At 72.8% G+C, this 19239-nt stretch carries 17 protein-coding genes; 10 read left to right on the top strand and 7 right to left on the bottom strand.

The window, feature by feature from the left end; translation table 11 throughout:
* The first annotated feature begins 48 nt into the window (after positions 1-48).
* A complete protein-coding gene (locus tag AOA12_RS12280) occupies positions 49-447 on the top strand; it encodes an OsmC family protein (RefSeq protein ID WP_054683122.1) in 399 nt (132 codons plus the stop codon).
* Here the strand turns inward: AOA12_RS12280 and AOA12_RS12275 are convergent.
* From AOA12_RS12275 to AOA12_RS12255, 5 genes are read right to left on the bottom strand one after another with little or no spacing between them, the layout of a single operon-like run.
* Positions 438-2315: an ABC transporter permease subunit gene (locus tag AOA12_RS12275; RefSeq protein WP_082406218.1), complete on the bottom strand. Its 1878-nt coding sequence runs from the start codon at positions 2313-2315 to the stop codon at positions 438-440. The genes AOA12_RS12280 and AOA12_RS12275 overlap by 10 nt on opposite strands.
* On the bottom strand, positions 2312-3841 hold the full coding sequence (locus tag AOA12_RS12270; RefSeq protein ID WP_054683119.1) for an ABC transporter substrate-binding protein: 1530 nt from the start codon (positions 3839-3841) through the stop codon (positions 2312-2314). Before AOA12_RS12270 ends, AOA12_RS12275 begins: the two co-directional genes overlap by 4 nt.
* Positions 3842-3883: 42 nt before the next feature.
* A complete protein-coding gene (locus tag AOA12_RS12265; protein ID WP_197280916.1) occupies positions 3884-5188 on the bottom strand; it encodes an MFS transporter in 1305 nt (434 codons plus the stop codon).
* Positions 5185-6012 (bottom strand): ABC transporter ATP-binding protein, encoded by an 828-nt coding sequence (locus AOA12_RS12260; protein WP_054683117.1) that lies wholly within the window; start codon positions 6010-6012, stop codon positions 5185-5187. The genes AOA12_RS12265 and AOA12_RS12260 overlap by 4 nt, the downstream gene beginning before the upstream one ends.
* Positions 6009-6800 (bottom strand): ATP-binding cassette domain-containing protein, encoded by a 792-nt coding sequence (locus AOA12_RS12255; RefSeq protein ID WP_054683115.1) that lies wholly within the window; start codon positions 6798-6800, stop codon positions 6009-6011. The genes AOA12_RS12260 and AOA12_RS12255 overlap by 4 nt, the downstream gene beginning before the upstream one ends.
* Before the next feature lie 277 nt (positions 6801-7077).
* Here AOA12_RS12255 and AOA12_RS12250 point away from each other — a divergent pair, with 277 nt between their 5' ends.
* The 6 genes from AOA12_RS12250 (at position 7078) to ndk (ending at position 14598) form a co-directional block, all read left to right on the top strand.
* Positions 7078-8661: a sodium-dependent transporter gene (locus AOA12_RS12250; RefSeq protein WP_054683113.1), complete on the top strand. Its 1584-nt coding sequence runs from the start codon at positions 7078-7080 to the stop codon at positions 8659-8661.
* Entirely contained in the window at positions 8658-8789 is a 132-nt protein-coding gene (locus AOA12_RS23175; protein ID WP_156366491.1) for a MetS family NSS transporter small subunit, read from the top strand. The genes AOA12_RS12250 and AOA12_RS23175 overlap by 4 nt, the downstream gene beginning before the upstream one ends.
* Positions 8790-9046: 257 nt before the next feature.
* A complete protein-coding gene (gene ileS, locus AOA12_RS12245; RefSeq protein WP_054683111.1) occupies positions 9047-12412 on the top strand; it encodes an isoleucine--tRNA ligase in 3366 nt (1121 codons plus the stop codon).
* On the top strand, positions 12409-13755 hold the full coding sequence (locus AOA12_RS12240) for a bifunctional folylpolyglutamate synthase/dihydrofolate synthase (protein WP_054683109.1): 1347 nt from the start codon (positions 12409-12411) through the stop codon (positions 13753-13755). Before ileS ends, AOA12_RS12240 begins: the two co-directional genes overlap by 4 nt.
* Complete coding sequence (locus AOA12_RS12235) at positions 13752-14183, top strand: DUF4233 domain-containing protein (protein ID WP_054683107.1); 432 nt, start codon at positions 13752-13754, stop codon at positions 14181-14183. The genes AOA12_RS12240 and AOA12_RS12235 overlap by 4 nt, the downstream gene beginning before the upstream one ends.
* A gap of 1 nt (position 14184) precedes the next feature.
* Positions 14185-14598, top strand: a complete 414-nt coding sequence (ndk, locus tag AOA12_RS12230; RefSeq protein WP_054683105.1) for a nucleoside-diphosphate kinase — start codon at positions 14185-14187, stop codon at positions 14596-14598.
* Between the two features lie 118 nt (positions 14599-14716).
* On the opposite strand, the gene AOA12_RS12225 is transcribed toward ndk, so the two are convergent.
* The gene (locus AOA12_RS12225) at positions 14717-15331 is read right to left on the bottom strand and encodes a vitamin K epoxide reductase family protein (protein WP_054683103.1); all 615 of its coding nucleotides are present in this window, start codon (positions 15329-15331) and stop codon (positions 14717-14719) included.
* 258 nt (positions 15332-15589) lie between these two features.
* Between AOA12_RS12225 and AOA12_RS12220 the strand changes: the two genes are divergently transcribed.
* On the top strand, positions 15590-18040 hold the full coding sequence (locus AOA12_RS12220) for an Rne/Rng family ribonuclease (protein ID WP_054683100.1): 2451 nt from the start codon (positions 15590-15592) through the stop codon (positions 18038-18040).
* Positions 18041-18084: 44 nt separating this feature from the next.
* On the opposite strand, the gene AOA12_RS12215 is transcribed toward AOA12_RS12220, so the two are convergent.
* Positions 18085-18357 (bottom strand): DUF4031 domain-containing protein, encoded by a 273-nt coding sequence (locus tag AOA12_RS12215; protein ID WP_054683098.1) that lies wholly within the window; start codon positions 18355-18357, stop codon positions 18085-18087.
* Positions 18358-18593: 236 nt separating this feature from the next.
* Between AOA12_RS12215 and rplU the strand changes: the two genes are divergently transcribed.
* Positions 18594-18902 (top strand): 50S ribosomal protein L21, encoded by a 309-nt coding sequence (rplU, locus tag AOA12_RS12210; RefSeq protein WP_054683096.1) that lies wholly within the window; start codon positions 18594-18596, stop codon positions 18900-18902.
* Positions 18903-18920: 18 nt separating this feature from the next.
* A complete protein-coding gene (rpmA, locus tag AOA12_RS12205; RefSeq protein ID WP_054683094.1) occupies positions 18921-19181 on the top strand; it encodes a 50S ribosomal protein L27 in 261 nt (86 codons plus the stop codon).
* Positions 19182-19239 lie beyond the last annotated feature (58 nt).

Below are 19239 nucleotides of genomic sequence, written 5' to 3'. Positions count from 1 at the left end.
ATCGAGTTCTCCGCAGTTATTTGTACTAGGTACAAATATAGTGGCGGCATGGCAGTGAGGTACCGAACGAGCGCGGAGACCGTGAGCGACCGCGAGACCGCCGTGCCCGGCGGCCTCGCCGTGCGCGTCGCGAACCCTCTGAAGGACGCGGGCGACACGTCCGCGACGAACCCCGAGCAGCTGCTCGCGCTCGCGTGGGCGACATGCCTCAAGGCGACGGCGCAGGTGCTCACCGACGCCGCCGTGCGGGTGCGCGTCGAGGTCGAGCTGCGCGATGCCGAGGGGCGGGTCGGGTTCGAGTTCCACGTGACCGCCGTGCTCGCCGCCGACGGCCTCTCCCTCGACGAGGCCGAGGCGCTGGTCGCGGCCGCGCACGCCCGCTGCCCCGTCTCGCGCCTGCTGCACGGCGCCTCGACGGTCGCCGTGCGCGCGGAGGCCTACGGCTGAGGCCGCGCCAGGGTCCCGGACTCCTCCGATTCGGTGATGTCCGTGCCGGTTCCGGGGCCATCCGGTGCGACGCCCGCCTTTTTGGAGGAGTTCGGGAGGCCGTCGGCGCGGCGCTGACCCCGCGCGGCGCCGCGGAGCGGCAGCGACGCGAGCGAGACGGCCATGATCGACGCGAGCACGAGGGCGAAGGCGGGGGCGAGCACCGTCCACGGCGCGCGCTCGACGTAGCCCATGCCCTCCGCGAGCACGAGGCCCCACTCCGGCGTCGGCTGGTGCGGGCCGAGCCCGAGGAAGCCGAGCGCCGCGAGCGCGAGGGCGATGCCGGGCAGGCGCAGCACGGCGTGCCGAGACACCGGCCCGACCACCGCCGGCAGCACGTGCCGGAGCATGACGCGCGCCCGTCCCACGCCGAGCACCGGCAGCAGCACGATGTGCGGCTGCGCGCGCGCCTCGACGACGAGGGCCGCGGTGTGCGCCGCGAGCGGCGCCCAGCTCACGAGCGCGACGGCGACCGCGGCGCCGCCGATCGAGGGCCCGGCGATCGCGGCGACGATGAGGCCCGCGATGATGGGCGGCGCCGCGTTCGTGACCTCCAGCGGGCCCGTGACCGCGCGCGGGAAGCAGCCGAGCACGAGGCCGATCGCGAGGCACACGAGCACGACGAACACCGCGGTGCCGAGCGTCGTGACGGCGCCGTGGCCGACGCGCGCGAGCAGGTCGCGCCCGAGCGCGTCGGCGCCGAACGGCAGCTCCGGGCCCGGCGGCGCGAGGCGCCCGTGCACGGCGGCGAACGGATCGCGCAGCAGGCCCGCGGCGACGATGAGCACGAGCACGGCGCCGCTCGCGACCGGCACGACGACGTCGCGCCGGCGCCGTCTCACCTGCGGCGCGGGGACCGGCAGGCTCCCGAGTCGCAGCGCGGGACCCAGCAGCGCCCAGCGCAACGCGGCCACGACGACGCCCGTGACGACCGCGAGCAGCAGCAATAGCAGGATGCCGACCTGCAGCGCCGGGATGTCCTGCGAGGCCGCGGCGCCGAGCGTTGCGCGCCCGAGGCCGGGGATCGCGAAGACCTGCTCGACGGCGACGGCGCCGCCCGTGAGGCCGATGAGCGCGAGCCCGATCTGCCCGAGGATCGACGGCAGCGCCCGGCGGATCACCGCGAGCCCGATGCGGCGGTCGCCGAACCCGGCGAGGCGCCACGTCATGATCCATCTCTCCGAGAACGTCGCGGTCACGGCATCCACGGTCAGTCGCCCGATGAGGCCGCCGGCGGGCAGGCCCAGCGCGAGCGCGGGCAGCACCGCGTAGAGCGGCCCCTTCCAGCCGTACGGCGGGAACAGCCCGAGCCACACGGCGCCGACGACGAGCAGCACGGATGCCAGCAGGAACTCCGGCAGCGCCGTGAGCGCCACGGCGGCGGCGCCCGATCCGCGCGCCGGGGCGCCGCGCAGGCCGGCGCGCAGCGCGGGCGCGGCGACGAGGACGGCGACGACGAGCGCGACGGTGATCGCGAACGCCATCAGGGTCAGCGACACGCCCAGCGCGTCGACCATGCCCGGCAGCACGGGACGCCCGTTGATCCACGACCGTCCCGCGTCGCCCCGCAGGAGCAGCGCGCCGAGCCAGTCGAGGAACAGCGCCCACGCGCCGCGGTCGAGGCCGAGCTCCTCGCGCACCGCGGCGAGCGCCTCGGGAGTGACCTCGAGGTCGGCGTAGCGGGCGCGCAGCACCGTGTACTCCGCGCTGCGGCCCGAGAGCCACGGCATCATGCCGACGAGCACCACGACGCCCGCGACCGCCGCGACGCGGGAGGCGCCGACGATCGCGGGGCCGGAGAGCGCCCGCCATGGGCGTGCGCCGCTCATCGCTCGACGGCGGAGCGCGGCGTGATGAGGGTGCGCTCGCGCGGGTCGCGGTCGACGCCGGAGACGCCGGCGGCCTCGCCCTGGATGACGCGCTCGTGCAGCATGGGGATCGCGGCGTGCCGGGCGAGGATCGCGGCCTCGGCGCGCATGATCGCCGCGCGGCGCTCCTCGCCCGCGTCGGTCTGCGACGCCGCGGCGACGAGGGCGTCGACCTCCGGGTCGCAGAACTGCGAGATGTTGAACGTGCCCGCGCACGTGAAGTCGCTCGTGAGGTAGGCGACGGGGTCGCCCGAGTCGATCACGGTCGCGCGCGACAGGATGAACGCGTCGAAGGCGCCGTCGAGCGCGTCGGCCTCGATGTACTGGTACTCGCGCACGTCCTGCTCGACGACGAAGCCGGCCGCCTCCAGCTGCTGCTCGATCAGCACGGCGACCTCCGGCAGCTCGGCGCGGTCGGTGAAGGTGCCGAGCGTGATGCGCACGCCGTCGACCTGCGCCGGCGCGGTCTCGTGGTGCGTCAGCTCGTCGCGGTAGCCGGCGTCGTCGCGCAGGCCGGCGGCCCACGGCAGTGCGGGTCCGAGCAGGCCCTCCGCGACGTCGGCGCGACCCTCGTACACCGTGTCGACGATGGTCGCGCGCTCGATCGCGGCCGCGGCCGCGGCGCGCACGGCGGGGTCGGCGAAGGGGCCCTCGCTCGTGTTGAGGTAGAGCGTGTTGGTGCGGGGCATCGGCACCTCGTGGATGAGGCTCTCGTCGATCTGGGCGACCTGGCCGACCGGCACGGCCTCGACGACGTCGGCGGTGCCCGTGCGCAGGGCGGCGGCGCGCGCCGTGCCGTCGGGGACGAACGCCACGTCGATGCCGGCGGCGGTGGCCGGCTCGCCCCAGTAGCCGTCGTAGCGGTCGAGGGTCGCGCCGGCGGTGCCGTCGACGTCGACGAGGACGAACGGCCCCGTGCCGTGACCGACGGGGTCGACGACGCCGTCGGCGCCGTAGGCCGCCGCGGCGAGGATCGCCAGCTGGGGGCTGGACAGACGGTGGGGCACGAGGGGGTCCTTGTCCGCCGTCGTCACGATCACCGCGTCGCCGTCGGCGGTGGCCGTGAGGTCCACGCCGTTGAGGATCCGGGGCAGCGGCGAGGCCTGGGCCGCCGCGGTCAGCGATGCCGCGACCTGCTCCGCCGTCAGCGCGGTGCCGTCGTGGAAGGTCACGCCCGTGCGGATCGTGAACCGCCACGTCGTGTCGTCGACCTGCTCCCATGCGGTGGCGAGGCCGGGCTGCGCGTCGCCGACCTCGTCGAGCACGACGAGGGTCTCGGCGGTGCTCCAGCGCGACAGCTTGAAGGCGTCGTCGCTCAGCGGGGTCAGACCGCTGCGCGGCGGCTGGAGCATCGCGACGCTGATGCGCGCGTCGTCGCCGTCGGCGGTGGCGGGGGTGCCGCCGGAGAAGCAGGACGTCAGCGACAGCGCGACCGCGCTCGCCGCGAGGAGGGCGCCGGCGACGCGGAGGGTGGGGGAGAGGGCCATGGGTGTTCTTTCTTCTGGACGGGGTCGGGCTCTGGACGGAGGTCAGGGCTCGGCTACGGGGCTGGGTCCGCGCGGCGGGGAGGCGGGGACGAGGCGGGGCACGAGCCAGGCGGGCAGCAGCGGCAGCAGCGCGAGGACGATCCACGGCGCCGCGGCGGCGGGCGTCACGGCATCCGCCCCCGCGTAGAGCGCGCCGAGCACCGTGTTGCCGATGAGCACGCTCACGCCGCCGCACGTGGCGAGCAGGCCGAACGCCGAGCCCCAGCGGTGCTCGGGTCCGAACCGCGGCACGAGCGAGAGGACGAGCGGCGTGAGCACCAGGTGCCCGAGCGTCAGCAGGGTCGTCGAGACCGCGGCGGGGACGAGCCGGACGTCGTCGGCCGGCGCGAGGGGAGCGGCGGCGGCGAGCACGACGAAGGCGCTCGACAGCAGCAGGTATCCCGCGCGCAGCGCGCGCCGTTCCCCGACGCGGCGCATGAGGCGCGAGACCGGCAGCTGCAGCGCGATCGTGAGCAGCGACACCCACGCGAACAACAGCGCCAGGGCCTCGGGGCCTGCGCCGACCCGGTCGAGCTCGACGGGGAGGCCGAGGTAGAGCTGGTTGTAGGCGAGCAGATTGACGGATGCCAGTGCGGCCAGCGCGACGAACCTGCGATCGCGCAGCACGGCGAAGGCCCCGTCGCGCTCGCGGCGGGGACGGCGGGGACCGTCGTCGCGGGGGAGGAGCGCCGACAGCACGATCGCGACGAGGGCGAACAGCGCGGCGCCGCAGGTCGCGACGGCGGGGAAGCCCCAGCCGAGCAGGAGGGCGCCTGCGACGGGTCCGATGGCGGCGCCCGTCTCGCCGGCGACGGCGAGCAGGGCGAACAGCGTGGTCCGGCGGGAGCGCCGTGCGACGTCGGTGCGGGCGACGAGCGTCTCCAGGGCGGGCGAGAACAGCGCGCCGCCCATCCCGGTGAGCACGGTCCCCGCGACGAAGAGGGCGAGACGGGGACCCTCGGCGATCGCGGTCGACCAGGCCAGCAGCGCGAACCCGGCGACGCGCACGGCGCAGCCGAGCAGGATGAGGGAGCGGGCGCCGTAGCGGTCGGCGAGCGCGCCGCCGAACAGGAACAGCCCCTGCTGGGCCGCGGTGCGCAGGCCGAGCACGAGGCCGACGGCCGCGCCGGTGAGGGCGAAGTCGCCGCGCAGCACGCCCGCGAGGAACGGCACGACGGCGAAGAAGCCGAGGTTGAAGGCGAGCTGGCTGCCGAGGAGCACCCCGGCGCGCGTGGGGCGCCGCGGTCGCGGGGCGGATGGCGGGGCGTGCGGCGGTGCGGATTCCTTCGGCGGCGGCACGGCCGTCACGCGTCGCTCCCCGCGGGGGCGGTGCGCAGACGCGGTCGTGCGTCGACGATCGCCGCCGTCGCCTCGTGCCGGGGGTGCGCGAGCAGCTCGGCCGTGCGTCCCGTCTCGACGATGCGGCCGTCCGCGAGCACGCACGAGGTGCCGCACAGCAGCGACACGGCCTCGAGGTCGTGCGAGACGAAGCCCACGCCGACGCCCTGCTCGCGGACGATCTGGGCGAACAGCTGGAGCACCTCGTCGCGCAGCGGCCGGTCGAGGCCGCTCACGGGCTCGTCGGCGAGCAGGATGCGCGCGCCGGTCGCGAGGGCGCGCGCGATCGCGACGCGCTGCGCCTGCCCGCCCGACAGCTCCGCGGGCCGGCGGCGCAGCAGGGCCGACGGCAGGCGCACGCCGTTCAGGGCGTCCTGCACGATCGCGCGGTGATCGCCGGGGACGCCGAGCCGGCGCAGCGGATCGGTGACGAGCTGTTCGACCGTCATCCTGGGGTCGAGGCTCGTCGCAGGCTCCTGCGGGATGTACTGCACGTGCCGGCGGAAGGCGCGCAGCGCGCGCGCCGAGCGGACGTCGAGCGTCGCGTCGCCGACGCGCACCGTCCCGGCATCCGCGCGCTCGAGCCCGAGCAGGATGCGCAGCATCGTCGACTTGCCCGATCCCGACCGGCCGACGATGCCGATGGCCTCGCCCGTGCCGATCGTGATGTCGAGCCCGGTCAGCACGTGCACGTGCTCGGAACGGCGGAACGGAGACGCGCCGGCGCGCCGGTAGCGGTGATGGACGCCGACCGCCTCGAGGGCCGCGTCGGGCGCGTAGGCGAGGGTGCTCATCGCCCCGCCCCCGCGGGCCGGCCGGAAGCGCTCCCCGCGGGACGCACGGCGTCGACGAGCTCGCGCGTATACGGATGCCGGGGATCGCCGACGAGCTCCGCGAAGGTGCCCCGCTCGATGACGCGCCCGTCGTGCAGCACGATCGCGCGATCGCAGATCTGCGACGCGGCCGCGAGGTCGTGCGTGATGAACAGCAGTGCGAGGCCCGCGCGGGCGCGTGCCGCCGCCAGCGTCTCGAGCACCTGTGCCTGGCTCACGACGTCGAGGGCCGTGGTCGGCTCGTCGGCGACGAGCGCCTGCGTCTCGCACGCGAGCGCCAGGGCGATGCAGACCCGCTGGCGCTGGCCGCCGGAGAGCTCGGCGGGATACGAGCGGAGCACGCGCGGCGGGTCCTCGATGCCGCACGCGTCGAGCAGCTCGGCGGCCCGCGCGAGCGCCTGGGTGCGGGAGAGGGCGCGGCGGCGGAGCGGCACGGCGAGCTGGCTCCCGACGCGTGCCAGGGGGTTCAGTGCGCTGGAGCTGTCCTGCTGCACGGTCGCCACGCTGCCGAGCGGTCGGTGCGACGAGGCGACGTCGGCGTCGCGGCCGCAGAGCGTGAGACGTCCCGTCGCGTCGAGCATGCGCGACAGGCCGCCCGTGATCGCCGCGGCGGTGAGCGACTTGCCGGAGCCCGAGTGGCCCAGCAGCGCGACGCTCTCGCCGGCCTCGATCGTCACGGACACCCCGTGCACGAGGGGGACGCCGGCGGCGGACACGCGAAGGTCTTCGAGCAGGATGACGGAGGGCACGTTTCAAAATGATAATCGTTCTCATTACCCGAGCCAAACCGGCACTCGCACGGACCGATCGACGTCGACCGCCCGCAGCCGCAATCCGTCCGCAGCGGGGTAGGGGCGGCGAGCTCGTCGGGAGCTCGGCCACGCGTTCCCACGGGAACCGGAGCGTCGGATCGTCGAGCCGTGATCCGATGGCACTGGGAACTCAGCAAACGGTCAGGTACGATTCCCCGCAACCGGCGGAGCGTCGCCGGGAGACCTGGCGGAACAGACGAGGGAGTCTGGTGCAATGGCCGAACACGGCGTGATATCCGAGAAGCCTGCGGCGCCGGCACGGGAGCAGTGGTCGGGGCAGGTGGGATTCATCTTCGCGGCCATCGGATCGGCCGTGGGCCTGGGGAACATCTGGCGCTTTCCGGGCGTGGCCTATGAGAACGGCGGCGGCGCCTTCCTGATCCCGTATCTCGTGGCCCTGCTCTCGGCCGGCATCCCGATCCTGTTGCTCGACTACGCGATCGGGCATCGCTTCCGCGGGTCGGCGCCGCTGGCGTTCCGGCGCGCTGCGGGAAAGGCCGGCGAGCGCATCGGCTGGTTCCAGGTGATGATCTGCGTCTTCATCGCGATCTACTACACGGCCGTCATCGCCTGGGCGGCGAGCTTCTTCGTCTTCTCCTTCGATCTGCGCTGGGGCGAGGATCCGGCCGGGTTCTTCGTCGGCGACTACTTGCAGGTCGCCGAGGCGCCGATCACGTTCGACTTCGTGCCCGGCGTGCTCATACCGCTCGTGGTCTTCTGGGCCCTGGCCCTGGCGATCCTGGCCAGCGGTGTGGCGAAGGGGCTGGAGAAGTGCAACGTCGTCTTCATCCCGTTGCTGGTGCTGGCCTTTCTGGCCCTCGTGGTCGGCGCGCTGCTGCTGCCCGGATCGCTCGACGGGCTCAACGCCCTCTTCACCCCCGATCTCGCGGCGCTCGCGAACCCCTCGGTGTGGATCGCCGCCTACGGGCAGGTGTTCTTCTCGCTGTCGATCGCGTTCGGCATCATGGTCACCTACTCGTCGTATCGCCGGCGCCGCTCGAACCTCTCCGGCCCGGGCCTGGTCGTCGCCTTCGGCAACTCCTCGTTCGAGCTGCTCGCGGGCATCGGGGTGTTCGCGACGCTGGGGTACTTCGCGCACCAGCAGAACATCGCCATCGCCGACATCGAGGGGCTCACGGGCGTCGGACTCGCGTTCATGACGTTCCCCGCCGTCGTCTCGGCGATGCCGATGAGCCAGCTGTTCGGCATGCTGTTCTTCGGATGCCTCGTGCTCGCCGGCCTCACGTCGCTGCTCTCGATCCTCGAAGTGGTCGTGTCCGCCGTCATGGACAAGTTCGAGCTGAGCCGGGCCCAGGTCGTGTGGGGTCTCGGCGGCGCGCTCGCGATCGTGTCGATCCTGCTGTTCTCGACGACGTCGGGTCTCACCGCGCTCGACACCATCGACAACTGGGCGAACAACGTCGGCATCGTCGCGTCGGCCGTGCTCGTGTGTGTCGTCGTGCTGTGGGTGCGTCGCCGCGGGCGGGAGCTGTCCAGCCACATCTCCCTCATCTCGACGTTCCGGGTCGGCCCGGTCTGGCGCTTCCTCGTGACCGTCCTCAGCCCGATCGTCATCACGATCATGCTCGTGCAGGTGGTGATCGCGCTCGTCACCGACGGCTACGGGGGATACCCCGCCTGGTACCTCCTGGTGTTCGGCTGGGGATCCGTGGCTGTCATGGTCGTCGTCGCGTTCGTGCTCACGGGCGTGCCGTGGCGTCGCGATCCTGACGACTTCGGCGCCTGGCCCGACCATGCCGGCAACGTGCGCGAGACGACGAGGGGAGGCCGGCGATGACCGGGATCGCGGTGCTCTTCCTCGTCATCTCGGTCGGCGTCATCTGGGGCGGGCTCGTGGCCAGCACCGTCTTCCTCATGCGCGGGCCGGAGGTGGCCGAGTACCCCGCCGGCGCCGACGACGACTGAGCGCGGCGCGACGCTACAATAGACCCATCGGCATCGATCCGGCCATCACCGGGGAGCCCTCGGAAGAACGTCCGGTCACGGATCACTAGAACCGAGCGGGGCAGGCCCGTCACAGCCGTCGCAACGAGTGACCCGTGGTCTCGACACGCCGCCGCGCGGCGGCGTTCGACCAGCGAACCGCGGGTAAGCGGGGTGGTACCGCGATCCGCACGGGTCGTCCTCGCAGGAGAACCATCGGATCCTGCGAGAGAACGAGAATGACCTACCCCACATCAGCTCGGTCCCTGAGCGGCGGCGAAGCCGCGCATCGAAGGGTCGGCCCGGCGGCCGACGTCGTCGCGAACCCGCGCTTCCCCGACATCGAGCGGGAGATCCTCGAGTTCTGGAAGGACGACGACACCTTCCGTGCCTCGATCGCCCGGCGCGAGGGCGCCGAGGAGTGGGTCTTCTACGACGGACCCCCGTTCGCCAACGGCCTGCCGCACTACGGCCACCTGCTGACGGGATACGCGAAGGATCTCTTCCCGCGCTTCCAGACCATGCGCGGACACCGCGTCGACCGCGTGTTCGGCTGGGACACGCACGGCCTTCCCGCCGAGCTCGAGGCGATGAAGCAGCTCGGCATCACCGAGAAGAGCCAGATCGAGGACATGGGCATCGCCGCCTTCAACGCGAAGGCCCGCGAGTCGGTGCTCGAGTACACGCGCGAGTGGGAGGACTACGTCACCCGCCAGGCCCGCTGGGTCGACTTCGAACGCGGCTACAAGACCCTCGACATCGGCTACATGGAGTCGGTGCTGTGGGCCTTCAAGACGCTCTACGACAAGGGCCTCGCGTACGAGGGGTACCGCGTGCTGCCCTACTGCTGGCGCGACGAGACGCCGCTCTCGAACCACGAGCTGCGCATGGACGACGACGTCTACAAGATGCGGCAGGACCCGTCGGTGACCGTGACGTTCCCGTTCACGGGCGCGGAGGCGGAGGCGCTCGGCCTCGACGGCGTGCGCGCCCTCGCGTGGACGACGACGCCGTGGACGCTCCCGACCAACCTCGCGCTCGCCGTGGGACCCGACATCGCCTACGCCGTCGTGCCGGCCGGTCCGAACGGGGCCGCGGCGACGGGGGAGCGCTTCCTGCTGGCATCCGATCTCGTCGGGAACCACGCGAAGGAGCTCGGCTATGACACGCCCGACGACGCCCGCGCCGCCGTGGAGCGCACGCTCACGGGCGCCGAGCTCGGCGGGCTGCGCTACGCGCCGCTCTTCGACTATTACGCCGACGCCGAGACCTGGGGCACGCAGAACGCGTTCCAGGTGCTCGTCGACGACTACGTCACGACGAGCGACGGCACCGGCATCGTGCACCAGGCCCCCGCGTACGGCGAGGACGACCAGCGCGTGACCGAGGCCGCCGGCATCCCGCTCATCATGAGCCTCGACGACGGCGGACGCTTCCTCCCGCAGGTGCGCGACGTCGCGGGCGAGCTGTGGTCCGACGCCAACCGCTCGCTCATCCGGCTGATCAAGGGCGAGGGGCGCCTGCTGCGCGAGGCGAGCTACGAGCACTCGTACCCGCACTGCTGGCGCTGCCGCAACCCCCTCATCTACAAGGCCGTGTCGAGCTGGTTCGTGCGCGTAACGGCGATCAAGGACCGTCTCCTCGCGCACAACGAGCAGATCACGTGGGCGCCCGAGAACGTCAAGCACGGCCAGTTCGGCAAGTGGCTGGAGGGCGCGCGCGACTGGTCGATCAGCCGCAACCGGTTCTGGGGATCGCCGATCCCGGTGTGGCGCAGCGACGACCCCGAGCACCCGCGCGTCGACGTGTACGGCTCGCTCGAGGAGCTGGAGCGCGACTTCGGCCGGCTGCCCGTCAACGAGGCGGGCGAGGTCGACCTGCACCGCCCCTACATCGACGAGCTGACCCGGCCGAACCCCGACGACCCCACGGGCCAGAGCACGATGCGGCGCATCGAGGACGTCTTCGACGTGTGGTTCGACTCGGGCTCCATGCCCTACGCGCAGGTGCACTACCCGTTCGAGAACCGCGAGTGGTTCGACACGCACGCCCCCGCCGACTTCATCGTCGAGTACATCGGGCAGACCCGCGGCTGGTTCTACGTCATGCACGTGCTGTCGGGCGCCCTGTTCGACCGTCCGGCGTTCTCGGGCGTCGCGTGCCACGGCATCGTGCTCGGCAGCGACGGGCAGAAGATGTCGAAGTCGCTGCGCAACTACCCCGACGTCAGCGAGGTGTTCGACCGCGACGGCTCCGACGCGATGCGCTGGTTCCTCATGTCGAGCTCCGTGCTGCGCGGCGGCAACCTCGTCGTCACCGAGGAGGGCATCCGCGCCGGCGTGCGCGAGCTGCTGCTGCCGCTGTGGAACGCGTGGTACTTCTTCGCGACGTACGCCAACGCGGCCGGGTCGGGCGGCTACGAGGCCGAGTGGCGCACCGACTCGACCCACGTGCTCGACCGCTACATCCTCGCCCTCACGGGCGACCTCGTGCGCGACGTCGCGGCCGACCTGGAGGCGCTCGACTCGACGACCGCCGCCGCCAAGCTGCGCGACTTCGCCGAGGCGCTCACGAACTGGTACATCCGGCGCTCCCGCGACCGGTTCTGGGTGGGCGTGACCGACGACCCCGCGAGCCGCGAGGCGTTCGACACGCTCTACACCGTGCTCGAGACGCTGACGCGCGTCGCCGCGCCGCTCATCCCGCTGATCGCCGAACGCGTCTGGCAGGGACTCACGGGCGGCCGCAGTGTGCACCTGCAGGACTGGCCGGATGCCGACGCGTTCGCCCCCGCCGCCGACATCCGCTCCGCGATGGACGCCGTGCGCGAGGTCTCGTCGGTCGCGAACGCGCTGCGCAAGCGCGAGGGCAAGCGCGTGCGCCTGCCGCTCGCCTCGCTCACGGTCGCGGTGGCGGATGCCGCGGGACTCGCGCAGTTCGAGGAGATCCTGCGCGACGAGCTGAACGTCAAGCGCGTCGAGCTGGTCGAGCTGACCGAGGGCCTCGCCGAGCGGTACGGCATCAGCCGCCGTCTCGTCGTCAACGCGCGCGCCGCGGGCCCGCGGCTCGGCAAGCAGGTGCAGCACGTCATCAGGGGCGCCAAGGCGGGCCTGTGGAGCGAGGACGACGGCGTCGTCGTGGTCGACGGCGTCGCCCTCGAGCCGGGCGAGTACGACCTGACGCTCGAGGCCGGCGGCGTGGCCGAGGGCACCGCGATCACCCTGCTCGCGAGCGGCGGCTTCGTGCTGCTCGACACCGTCACGACGCCCGAGCTCGAGGCCGAGGGGCTCGCGCGCGACGTCATCCGTGCGGTGCAGGACACGCGCAAGGGCGCGGGCTTCGACGTGAGCGATCGCATCGCGCTGCGGCTGCGGTTCGCCGATGCGGCCGATGCGGCCGCCGTCGCCTCGGCGTTCGAGACCGCGGGCGTCGCGGGCGAGACGCTCGCGCGCGCCTACGCGCTCCAGGGCGCCGACGACGCCGTGCTGCTCGAAGCCGGCGAGCTGCCCGCCGAGGCGGAGCACACGGCCACCGTCGCGAAGGGCGTCTACGCCAACGCGGGCGACGTCGTCATCTCCGTGACGCGGATCGGGGAGGCGTCGTGAGCGGTCGGAAGCGGGCCGACGCCGTCTACGCGGCGCTGCTGACCCGGCAGGGCGAGCGGTGGGTGCAGCCGCGCGTCGAGCGCACGCGGCGCGTGCTGGAGCTGCTCGACGACCCGCAGCGCACGTATCGCGTCGTGCACGTCACGGGGACGAACGGCAAGACGTCGACGAGTCGCATCATCGAGTCGATCGTGCGTGCGCACGGGCTGCGCACGGGCCTGTTCACGAGCCCGCACCTGGAGCGGTTCACAGAGCGCATCATGGTCGACGGCGAGCCGATCGCCGACGACCTGGTCGCCGACGCGTGGGACGAGATCGCGCCGTTCGCCGAGCTCGTGGATGCCGAGCTCGAGGCGGCCGGAGATGCGCCGCTCACGTTCTTCGAGCTGCTCACGGTGCTCGCGTTCGTCGCGTTCGCCGATGCGCCCGTCGACGTCGCGGTGATCGAGGTCGGCATGGGCGGATCGTGGGACTCCACCAACACGGCCGACGGCGACGTCGCGGTCATCGCGCCGATCGACATCGATCATGCCGATCAGCTCGGCGACACGATCGCCGAGATCGCCGCCGTCAAGTCGGGCATCGTCAAGACCGGCGCCGCCGCCGTCTCGGCGGTGCAGAGCCCCGAGGCGCTGAGCGTGCTGCGGCAGGCGGCCGCCGACCGCGACGCGACGCTCGCCGTGGAGGGCGCCGACTTCGGCCTGACCGCGCAGACCCTCGCGGTCGGCGGGCAGCAGCTGAGCGTGCAGGGCCTCGCGGGCCGCTACGACGACCTCTACCTGCCGCTCTACGGCGCCCACCAGGGCCGCAACGCGGCGCTCGCGATCGCGGCCGTGGAATCGCTCATCGGCGGGGGAACGCAGCCGCTCACGGGCGACGTGCTCACCGAGGGCCTCGCACAGGTCACGTCGCCGGGTCGCCTGCAGCTCGTCGGCGTCGCGCCGACCGTGCTCGTCGACAGCGCCCACAACCCGCACGGCGCGCGCGCCCTCGTCGACGCGCTGCGCTCGTCGTTCGACTTCGACGAATGGGGCGTCGTGCTGGGCATGTTCGGCGACAAGGACGGCGCCGGCATCGTCGACGCGATCGCGCCGCTCGCGGCGCACGTGTTCGCGACGGCGTCCGAGTCGGACCGCGCGGCCGCCGCCGACGAGGTCGCCGACCTCGTCGAGGCGCACGGCGTCGCCGTCTCGGTGCACCCCGATCTCGCCGCCGCGGCCGAGGCCGCGCGGGAGTGGGCATCGGCCGCCGACCGGCGCGCCGTCGTCATCGCGGGCAGCGTCGTGCTCGCGGGCGAGGCGCTGCGCCTCGCCGCGGAAGAGGACTGGAAGGACGGACGATGAGCGACGCACAGCCGCCGCGGCCCGCACGGCCGCAGCGCCCGCGCCGCGCGCGCGGGCTGGTCGAGTCGCTGACGAGCATCGTGCTCGGCACCGAGGCGGTCGTCGTGTTCCTCGGCGGCCTCACGGTGCACGGGCTGCGCGCCCTGCCCGACCCGATCCCGTCGTGGTGGGGGATCGTCGGGGGGTTCGTGCTCGCGGTCGCGCTCGTGATCTCGGCCGGCCTCACCCGCTACCGCTGGGGCATCGTGCTCGGCTGGGCGTGGCAGGGCGTCGTGCTGCTGAGCGCGCTGCTGGTGCCGGCGATGGCGCTCGTCGCCCTGGTTTTCGGCGGCATGTACGCGTATGCGACGATCAAGGGGGCCGCGGTCGACCAGCGCCGCGCCGACCTGCATTCCGAGACCTCGTCCGCACCCCCGAACGGAGACTGACATGCCCACCGAAGAGACCCTCGTCCTCGTCAAGCCCGATGGCGTCGCGCGGGGCCTGACCGGCGCGATCCTCGCCCGCATCGAGGCGAAGGGGTATGCCCTCGTCGACATCCGGCTCGTCGAGCCCGACCGCGAGCTGCTGGAGAGGCACTACGCCGAGCACGAAGGCAAGCCGTTCTACGAGCCGCTCCTCGAGTTCATGCTCTCGGGCCCGTCGGTCGCCATCCGCCTCGCGGGCAACCGCGTGATCGAGGGCTTCCGCTCGCTCGCCGGCACGACCGACCCCACGACCGCCGCGCCCGGCACGATCCGCGGCGACCTCGGCCGCGACTGGGGCCTCGCCGTGCAGCAGAACCTCGTGCACGGCAGCGACAGCCCCGAGTCCGCCGCCCGCGAGCTCGCGATCTGGTTCTGACCAGAGCCACCGTCGTCCGTTCCCGAGGAGCACGTCGTTCCCGAGGGCCGACGTCCGCGGCATCCTCCTCGGGAACGACGAATCTCCTCGGGAACGAACGCGGGCGACCCGCGCGGGCTCAGAACAGGTCGCGGATGATGAGCGGGATCGCGTTCAGCTCCAGCTGCGCGAGCAGCAGCACGATCGCGTAGCTCACGATCGCCATCAGCGGCACCCACGGCATGAGGCGGCCGGCGACGGCGCGCGCCCCGTCGCCGAGCGGGACGACGCCCGAGCGCAGCAGGTGCACGGTCACGGCGTAGAAGCTCGGGATCGTCACCGACCAGGTCACCATGCACCACGGGCACAGCGTGCCGAGCGAGTAGATGCTCTGGCCGATGAGCCAGACGACGAAGCCGAACGCGAAGGCCATGCCGGCCCAGAACGCCAGCCAGAACCACCGGGAGAACCGGGCGCCCGCGAGCACCGCGGCCCCCACGACGATCGGCGCGATCCAGCCCGTGAGCCCGAGGATCGGGTTCGGGAAGCCGAAGACCGAGCCCTGCCAGGAGCTCAGGTTCGCCGAGCACTGCACGAGGATGCTGAAGTCGCACGCCGCGCCCTCGCCCGGGTTCTCGTAGGCGTGGAACTTCTCCACGGTGAGCTGGAAGGCCGCCCACCAGCCGATGACGCCGGCGACGATGAGCCAGACGGCGAGGCCGGTGGGACGGGTGTGGGTCGGCGCAGTCGGCATGCTCTCGATTATCCCCGCCGACGGGTGGGATCGCGTCGCCGACGCAATCCCGGGACGATAGTGCGATAATGGTCGTCGATGACCGCACGGCCGCGCCGTGCACGGCATCACGTACAGACTTCGGGCGATGAACGCCCGGCAGCGTGCAGCCCCTGGCGCCGCTGCAGACCGAGTGAGTTCGCGGCTCGTCCCCACGGAGCGGCGCCGCCAGATTTTCGCCGGAGGCGCGCGGAGCCGTCGGCAAGGAGTACGCCAGTGATGGCAGAAGAGAACAACGACACAGCAGCATCCGATCAGATCGACGCCGTGGACGCCGTCGTGGCGGACGCGACGCCGGCCGGCCCCGCGGAGGGCGACGCGCCCGTCGCGGACGGCGGGACGGAACAGCCGGCGACCGTCCCCGAGGAGGCGGCGGCGGAGTCCGCGCCGGAGGAGTCCGCGCAGGTCGAGGACGTCGTGCCGGCCGGGCCGTCGGAGGATGCCGCCGAGGCGGCGCCGTCGGAGGATGCCACCGCGCCCCAGCCGGCCGCCCCCGAGGCCGCCGAGCCCGAGGCCGTGGAGCCGGAGAGCGTGCAGCCCGAGCCCGTCCAGCCCGAGCCCGTCCAGCCCGAGCCCACCCAGCAGGGACCGGAGGCGGCGGCGGAGACTCCCGCCGAGCCCGAGCCCACGGAGCCGGAGCCCGCGACGGCCGTGAGTCTCGGCCTGCTGCCCGCCGAGTTCGTCTCGACGGTGTCGACGCGCCTGGTCTTCTACGCGCCCGAGATCGCCCCGTTGCCCGCGCGGCCCGGCGCCGACCGCGTCGATCGCGGGCCCGTGCGCGACCGCGACGACGAGGCGACGGAGGAGCAGGGCGGCGGATCGCGCCGCCGCAACCGGCGCCGCGGCGGCGGCCAGGGCGAGGAGGCGGCGCCAGCGCCGCAGCGCCGCCGGGCCGTCGAGGTCATCACCGAGCCGCAGCGGATCAAGGGCTCGACACGGCTGGAGGCGAAGAAGCAGCGCCGCCGCGACGGCCGCGAGGCCGGTCGCCGCCGCGCCGTGGTGACCGAGGCCGAGTTCCTGGCCCGCCGCGAGGCCGTCGACCGGGTCATGATCGTGCGCTCCAAGAACGGCCGCATCCAGATCGCGGTGCTCGAGGACAACGTGCTCGTCGAGCACTACGTCGCCCGCAGCCAGGACGCCTCGCTCATCGGCAACGTGTACCTCGGCCGCGTGCAGAACGTGCTGCCGAGCATGGAGGCCGCGTTCGTCGACATCGGCCGCGGCCGCAACGCCGTGCTCTACTCGGGCGAGGTCGACTGGGATGCCGTCGAGACCGGCAACCAGCCCCGTCGCATCGAGCTGGCGCTCAAGAGCGGCGACCGGGTGCTCGTGCAGGTCACGAAGGACCCCGTGGGGCACAAGGGCGCGCGCCTGACGAGCCAGATCTCGCTGCCCGGCCGCTACCTCGTCTACGTCCCCGGCGGCGCGATGAACGGCATCTCGCGCAAGCTGCCCGACACCGAGCGGGCACGCCTGAAGAAGATCCTCAAGGAGGTGCTGCCCGAGTCGTCGGGCGTCATCGTGCGCACCGCCGCCGAGGGGGCCACCGAGGAGCAGCTCACGCGCGACGTGCAGCGCCTGACGTCGCAGTGGAGCCACATCAGCACGGTGGCCGAGACCGGCCAGGCGCCCGCGCTGCTGCACTCCGAGCCCGACCTGCTCGTGAAGATCGTCCGCGACGTCTTCAACGAGGACTTCACGCGCATGCTCATCCAGGGTGACGACGCGCTGCAGACCATCACGGCCTACCTCACGGGCGTGGCCCCCGACCTGCTCGAGCGCGTCGAGCGCTATGACGGCCAGAACGACCCGTTCGACGAGTTCCGCGTCACGGAGCAGATCGAGAAGGCGCTCGACCGCAAGGTGTGGCTGCCCTCGGGCGGCTCGCTCGTCATCGACCGCACCGAGGCGATGACCGTCGTCGACGTCAACACGGGCAAGTTCGTCGGATCGGGCGGCAACCTCGAGGAGACCGTCACGAAGAACAACCTCGAGGCGGCCGAGGAGATCGTGCGCCAGCTGCGGCTGCGCGACATCGGCGGCATCATCGTCGTCGACTTCATCGACATGGTGCTCGAGTCGAACCGCGACCTCGTGCTGCGCCGCCTCGTCGAGTGCCTCAGCCGCGACCGCACGAAGCACCAGGTCGCGGAGGTCACCTCGCTCGGCCTCGTGCAGATGACCCGCAAGAAGCTCGGCCTGGGCCTGCTGGAGACCTTCAGCGAGCCGTGCGAGGTGTGCGCCGGCCGCGGGGTGATCGTGCACCACGACCCGGTCGTCAAGCACCGCCCGTCGAGCAACCAGCCCAGCCAGCGCCGTTCGCGCGGCGGCAACACGGGCGCCGGCTCGGGGACGCACGTCATCCCGGAGGGTGCGAAGAACGCGCTCGCGCAGATCGCCGCCTCCACGCTGCACGCGTCGGAGGAGGAGCCGGTCGCGGTCGAGGAGATCGTTCCGCCCGCGCCGGCCGAGCGGCCCAAGAAGCCCCGCAAGCGCCGGACCGAGCCCGCGGCCGCGCCGAAGACCGAGAAGGACCTTCTGCTCGACTCCGTGCTCAGCGCGCTGCCCGAGCCGAAGGCGCCCGGCCAGGGCCGCTCACGGCGTCGCGTCACCACGGCGGCGCTCGCCGGCACGCCGGTCGCGCACGTCGAGACGCCCGACCAGTCCTGACGCGGTCGTCCCCGGCGCCGACCCGCGCCGGGGACGACCGCGGGTCAGCGGCCTCGGCGCTCGCGCGCCGTGACCCGCAGACCCGAGGCGATCAGCCGGCGCACGAGCTCGTGGCCGGTCACGTGCACGGCGCCGCCGGCGACGAGCCGGTCGATGCTGTCGGCCGGCACGTCGTAGTGGTCGAGATCGAAGGCGCGCGGAGGGATGTCGTGGCTCCGCGCGAACGCGTGCAGCTCGTCGAGGCTCGCATCGCTGACCAGGTGCGCCCACAGCCGGCCGTGCGCGGGCCAGACGGCGTCGTCGATCAGAATGGTCACGGGCCGATCCTATGCGCGACGCGCGACACGGCACGCGCGCGCTTTTGCCCATCTTGACCGCATCCGGTAAAGTAGACCCTTGGTGCGTCACATGCCGCAGGCCCATGCGGGCGGTGACGGGTCCGACGGCACGTCCCGGGCCTCCGCATCAGGACTTTGGTCTCGAGGAGACACACGGAGCCGCGTGCTCCACAGAACAACGGAGCGGTTCGCTCCACAGAAGAAACAGGTGTGAAGTGGTTTACGCAGTTGTGCGCGCCGGCGGCCGGCAGGAGAAGGTCGAGGTCGGCACCATCGTCGTGCTCGACCGCCAGCAGGCCAAGGTCGGCGAGACGCTCGAGCTCCCCGCCGTGCTCCTCGTCGACGGCGACGCCGTGACGAGCGACGCCGAGAAGCTCGCGAAGGTCACCGTGACCGCCGAGGTCCTCGGCGAGGAGCGCGGTCCGAAGATCGTCATCCAGAAGTTCAAGAACAAGACCGGTTACAAGAAGCGCCAGGGCCACCGCCAGGACCTCACGCGCGTCAAGATCACCGGCATCAAGTAAGCCGGAGGGACCAGAGACATGGCACACAAAAAGGGCGCAAGCTCCACCCGCAACGGTCGTGACTCCAACGCACAGCGACTGGGCGTGAAGCGCTTCGGCGGCCAGACCGTCAACGCCGGCGAGATCCTCGTCCGCCAGCGCGGCACGCACTTCCACCCCGGCGCGAACGTCGGTCGCGGTGGCGACGACACGCTGTTCGCGCTCGCGGCCGGCGCCGTCGAGTTCGGCACGAAGGGCGGCCGCAAGGTCGTCAACATCGTGGCGGCAGCAGCGGAGTAATCGCGCACGATTCTCGGTGAGGGGCGGGCTTCGGCTCGCCCCTCACCTGTTCCCGGCA

This window comes from Microbacterium sp. No. 7 (genome assembly GCF_001314225.1).
GTDB lineage: Bacteria > Actinomycetota > Actinomycetes > Actinomycetales > Microbacteriaceae > Microbacterium.
Note: the sequence above shows the minus strand (reverse complement) of the source record. Positions and strands in the feature narration are given on the sequence as shown.

Coding starts and splice junctions, on each gene's coding strand:
- AOA12_RS12280 (WP_054683122.1), top strand. CDS start 49: ATGGCAGTGAGGTACCGAACGAGCGCGGAGACCGTGAGCGACCGCGAG.
- AOA12_RS12275 (WP_082406218.1), bottom strand. CDS start 2,315: ATGAGCGGCGCACGCCCATGGCGGGCGCTCTCCGGCCCCGCGATCGTC.
- AOA12_RS12270 (WP_054683119.1), bottom strand. CDS start 3,841: ATGGCCCTCTCCCCCACCCTCCGCGTCGCCGGCGCCCTCCTCGCGGCG.
- AOA12_RS12260 (WP_054683117.1), bottom strand. CDS start 6,012: ATGAGCACCCTCGCCTACGCGCCCGACGCGGCCCTCGAGGCGGTCGGC.
- AOA12_RS12250 (WP_054683113.1), top strand. CDS start 7,078: ATGGCCGAACACGGCGTGATATCCGAGAAGCCTGCGGCGCCGGCACGG.
- AOA12_RS23175 (WP_156366491.1), top strand. CDS start 8,658: ATGACCGGGATCGCGGTGCTCTTCCTCGTCATCTCGGTCGGCGTCATC.
- ileS (WP_054683111.1), top strand. CDS start 9,047: ATGACCTACCCCACATCAGCTCGGTCCCTGAGCGGCGGCGAAGCCGCG.
- AOA12_RS12235 (WP_054683107.1), top strand. CDS start 13,752: ATGAGCGACGCACAGCCGCCGCGGCCCGCACGGCCGCAGCGCCCGCGC.
- ndk (WP_054683105.1), top strand. CDS start 14,185: ATGCCCACCGAAGAGACCCTCGTCCTCGTCAAGCCCGATGGCGTCGCG.
- AOA12_RS12225 (WP_054683103.1), bottom strand. CDS start 15,331: ATGCCGACTGCGCCGACCCACACCCGTCCCACCGGCCTCGCCGTCTGG.
- AOA12_RS12220 (WP_054683100.1), top strand. CDS start 15,590: ATGGCAGAAGAGAACAACGACACAGCAGCATCCGATCAGATCGACGCC.
- rpmA (WP_054683094.1), top strand. CDS start 18,921: ATGGCACACAAAAAGGGCGCAAGCTCCACCCGCAACGGTCGTGACTCC.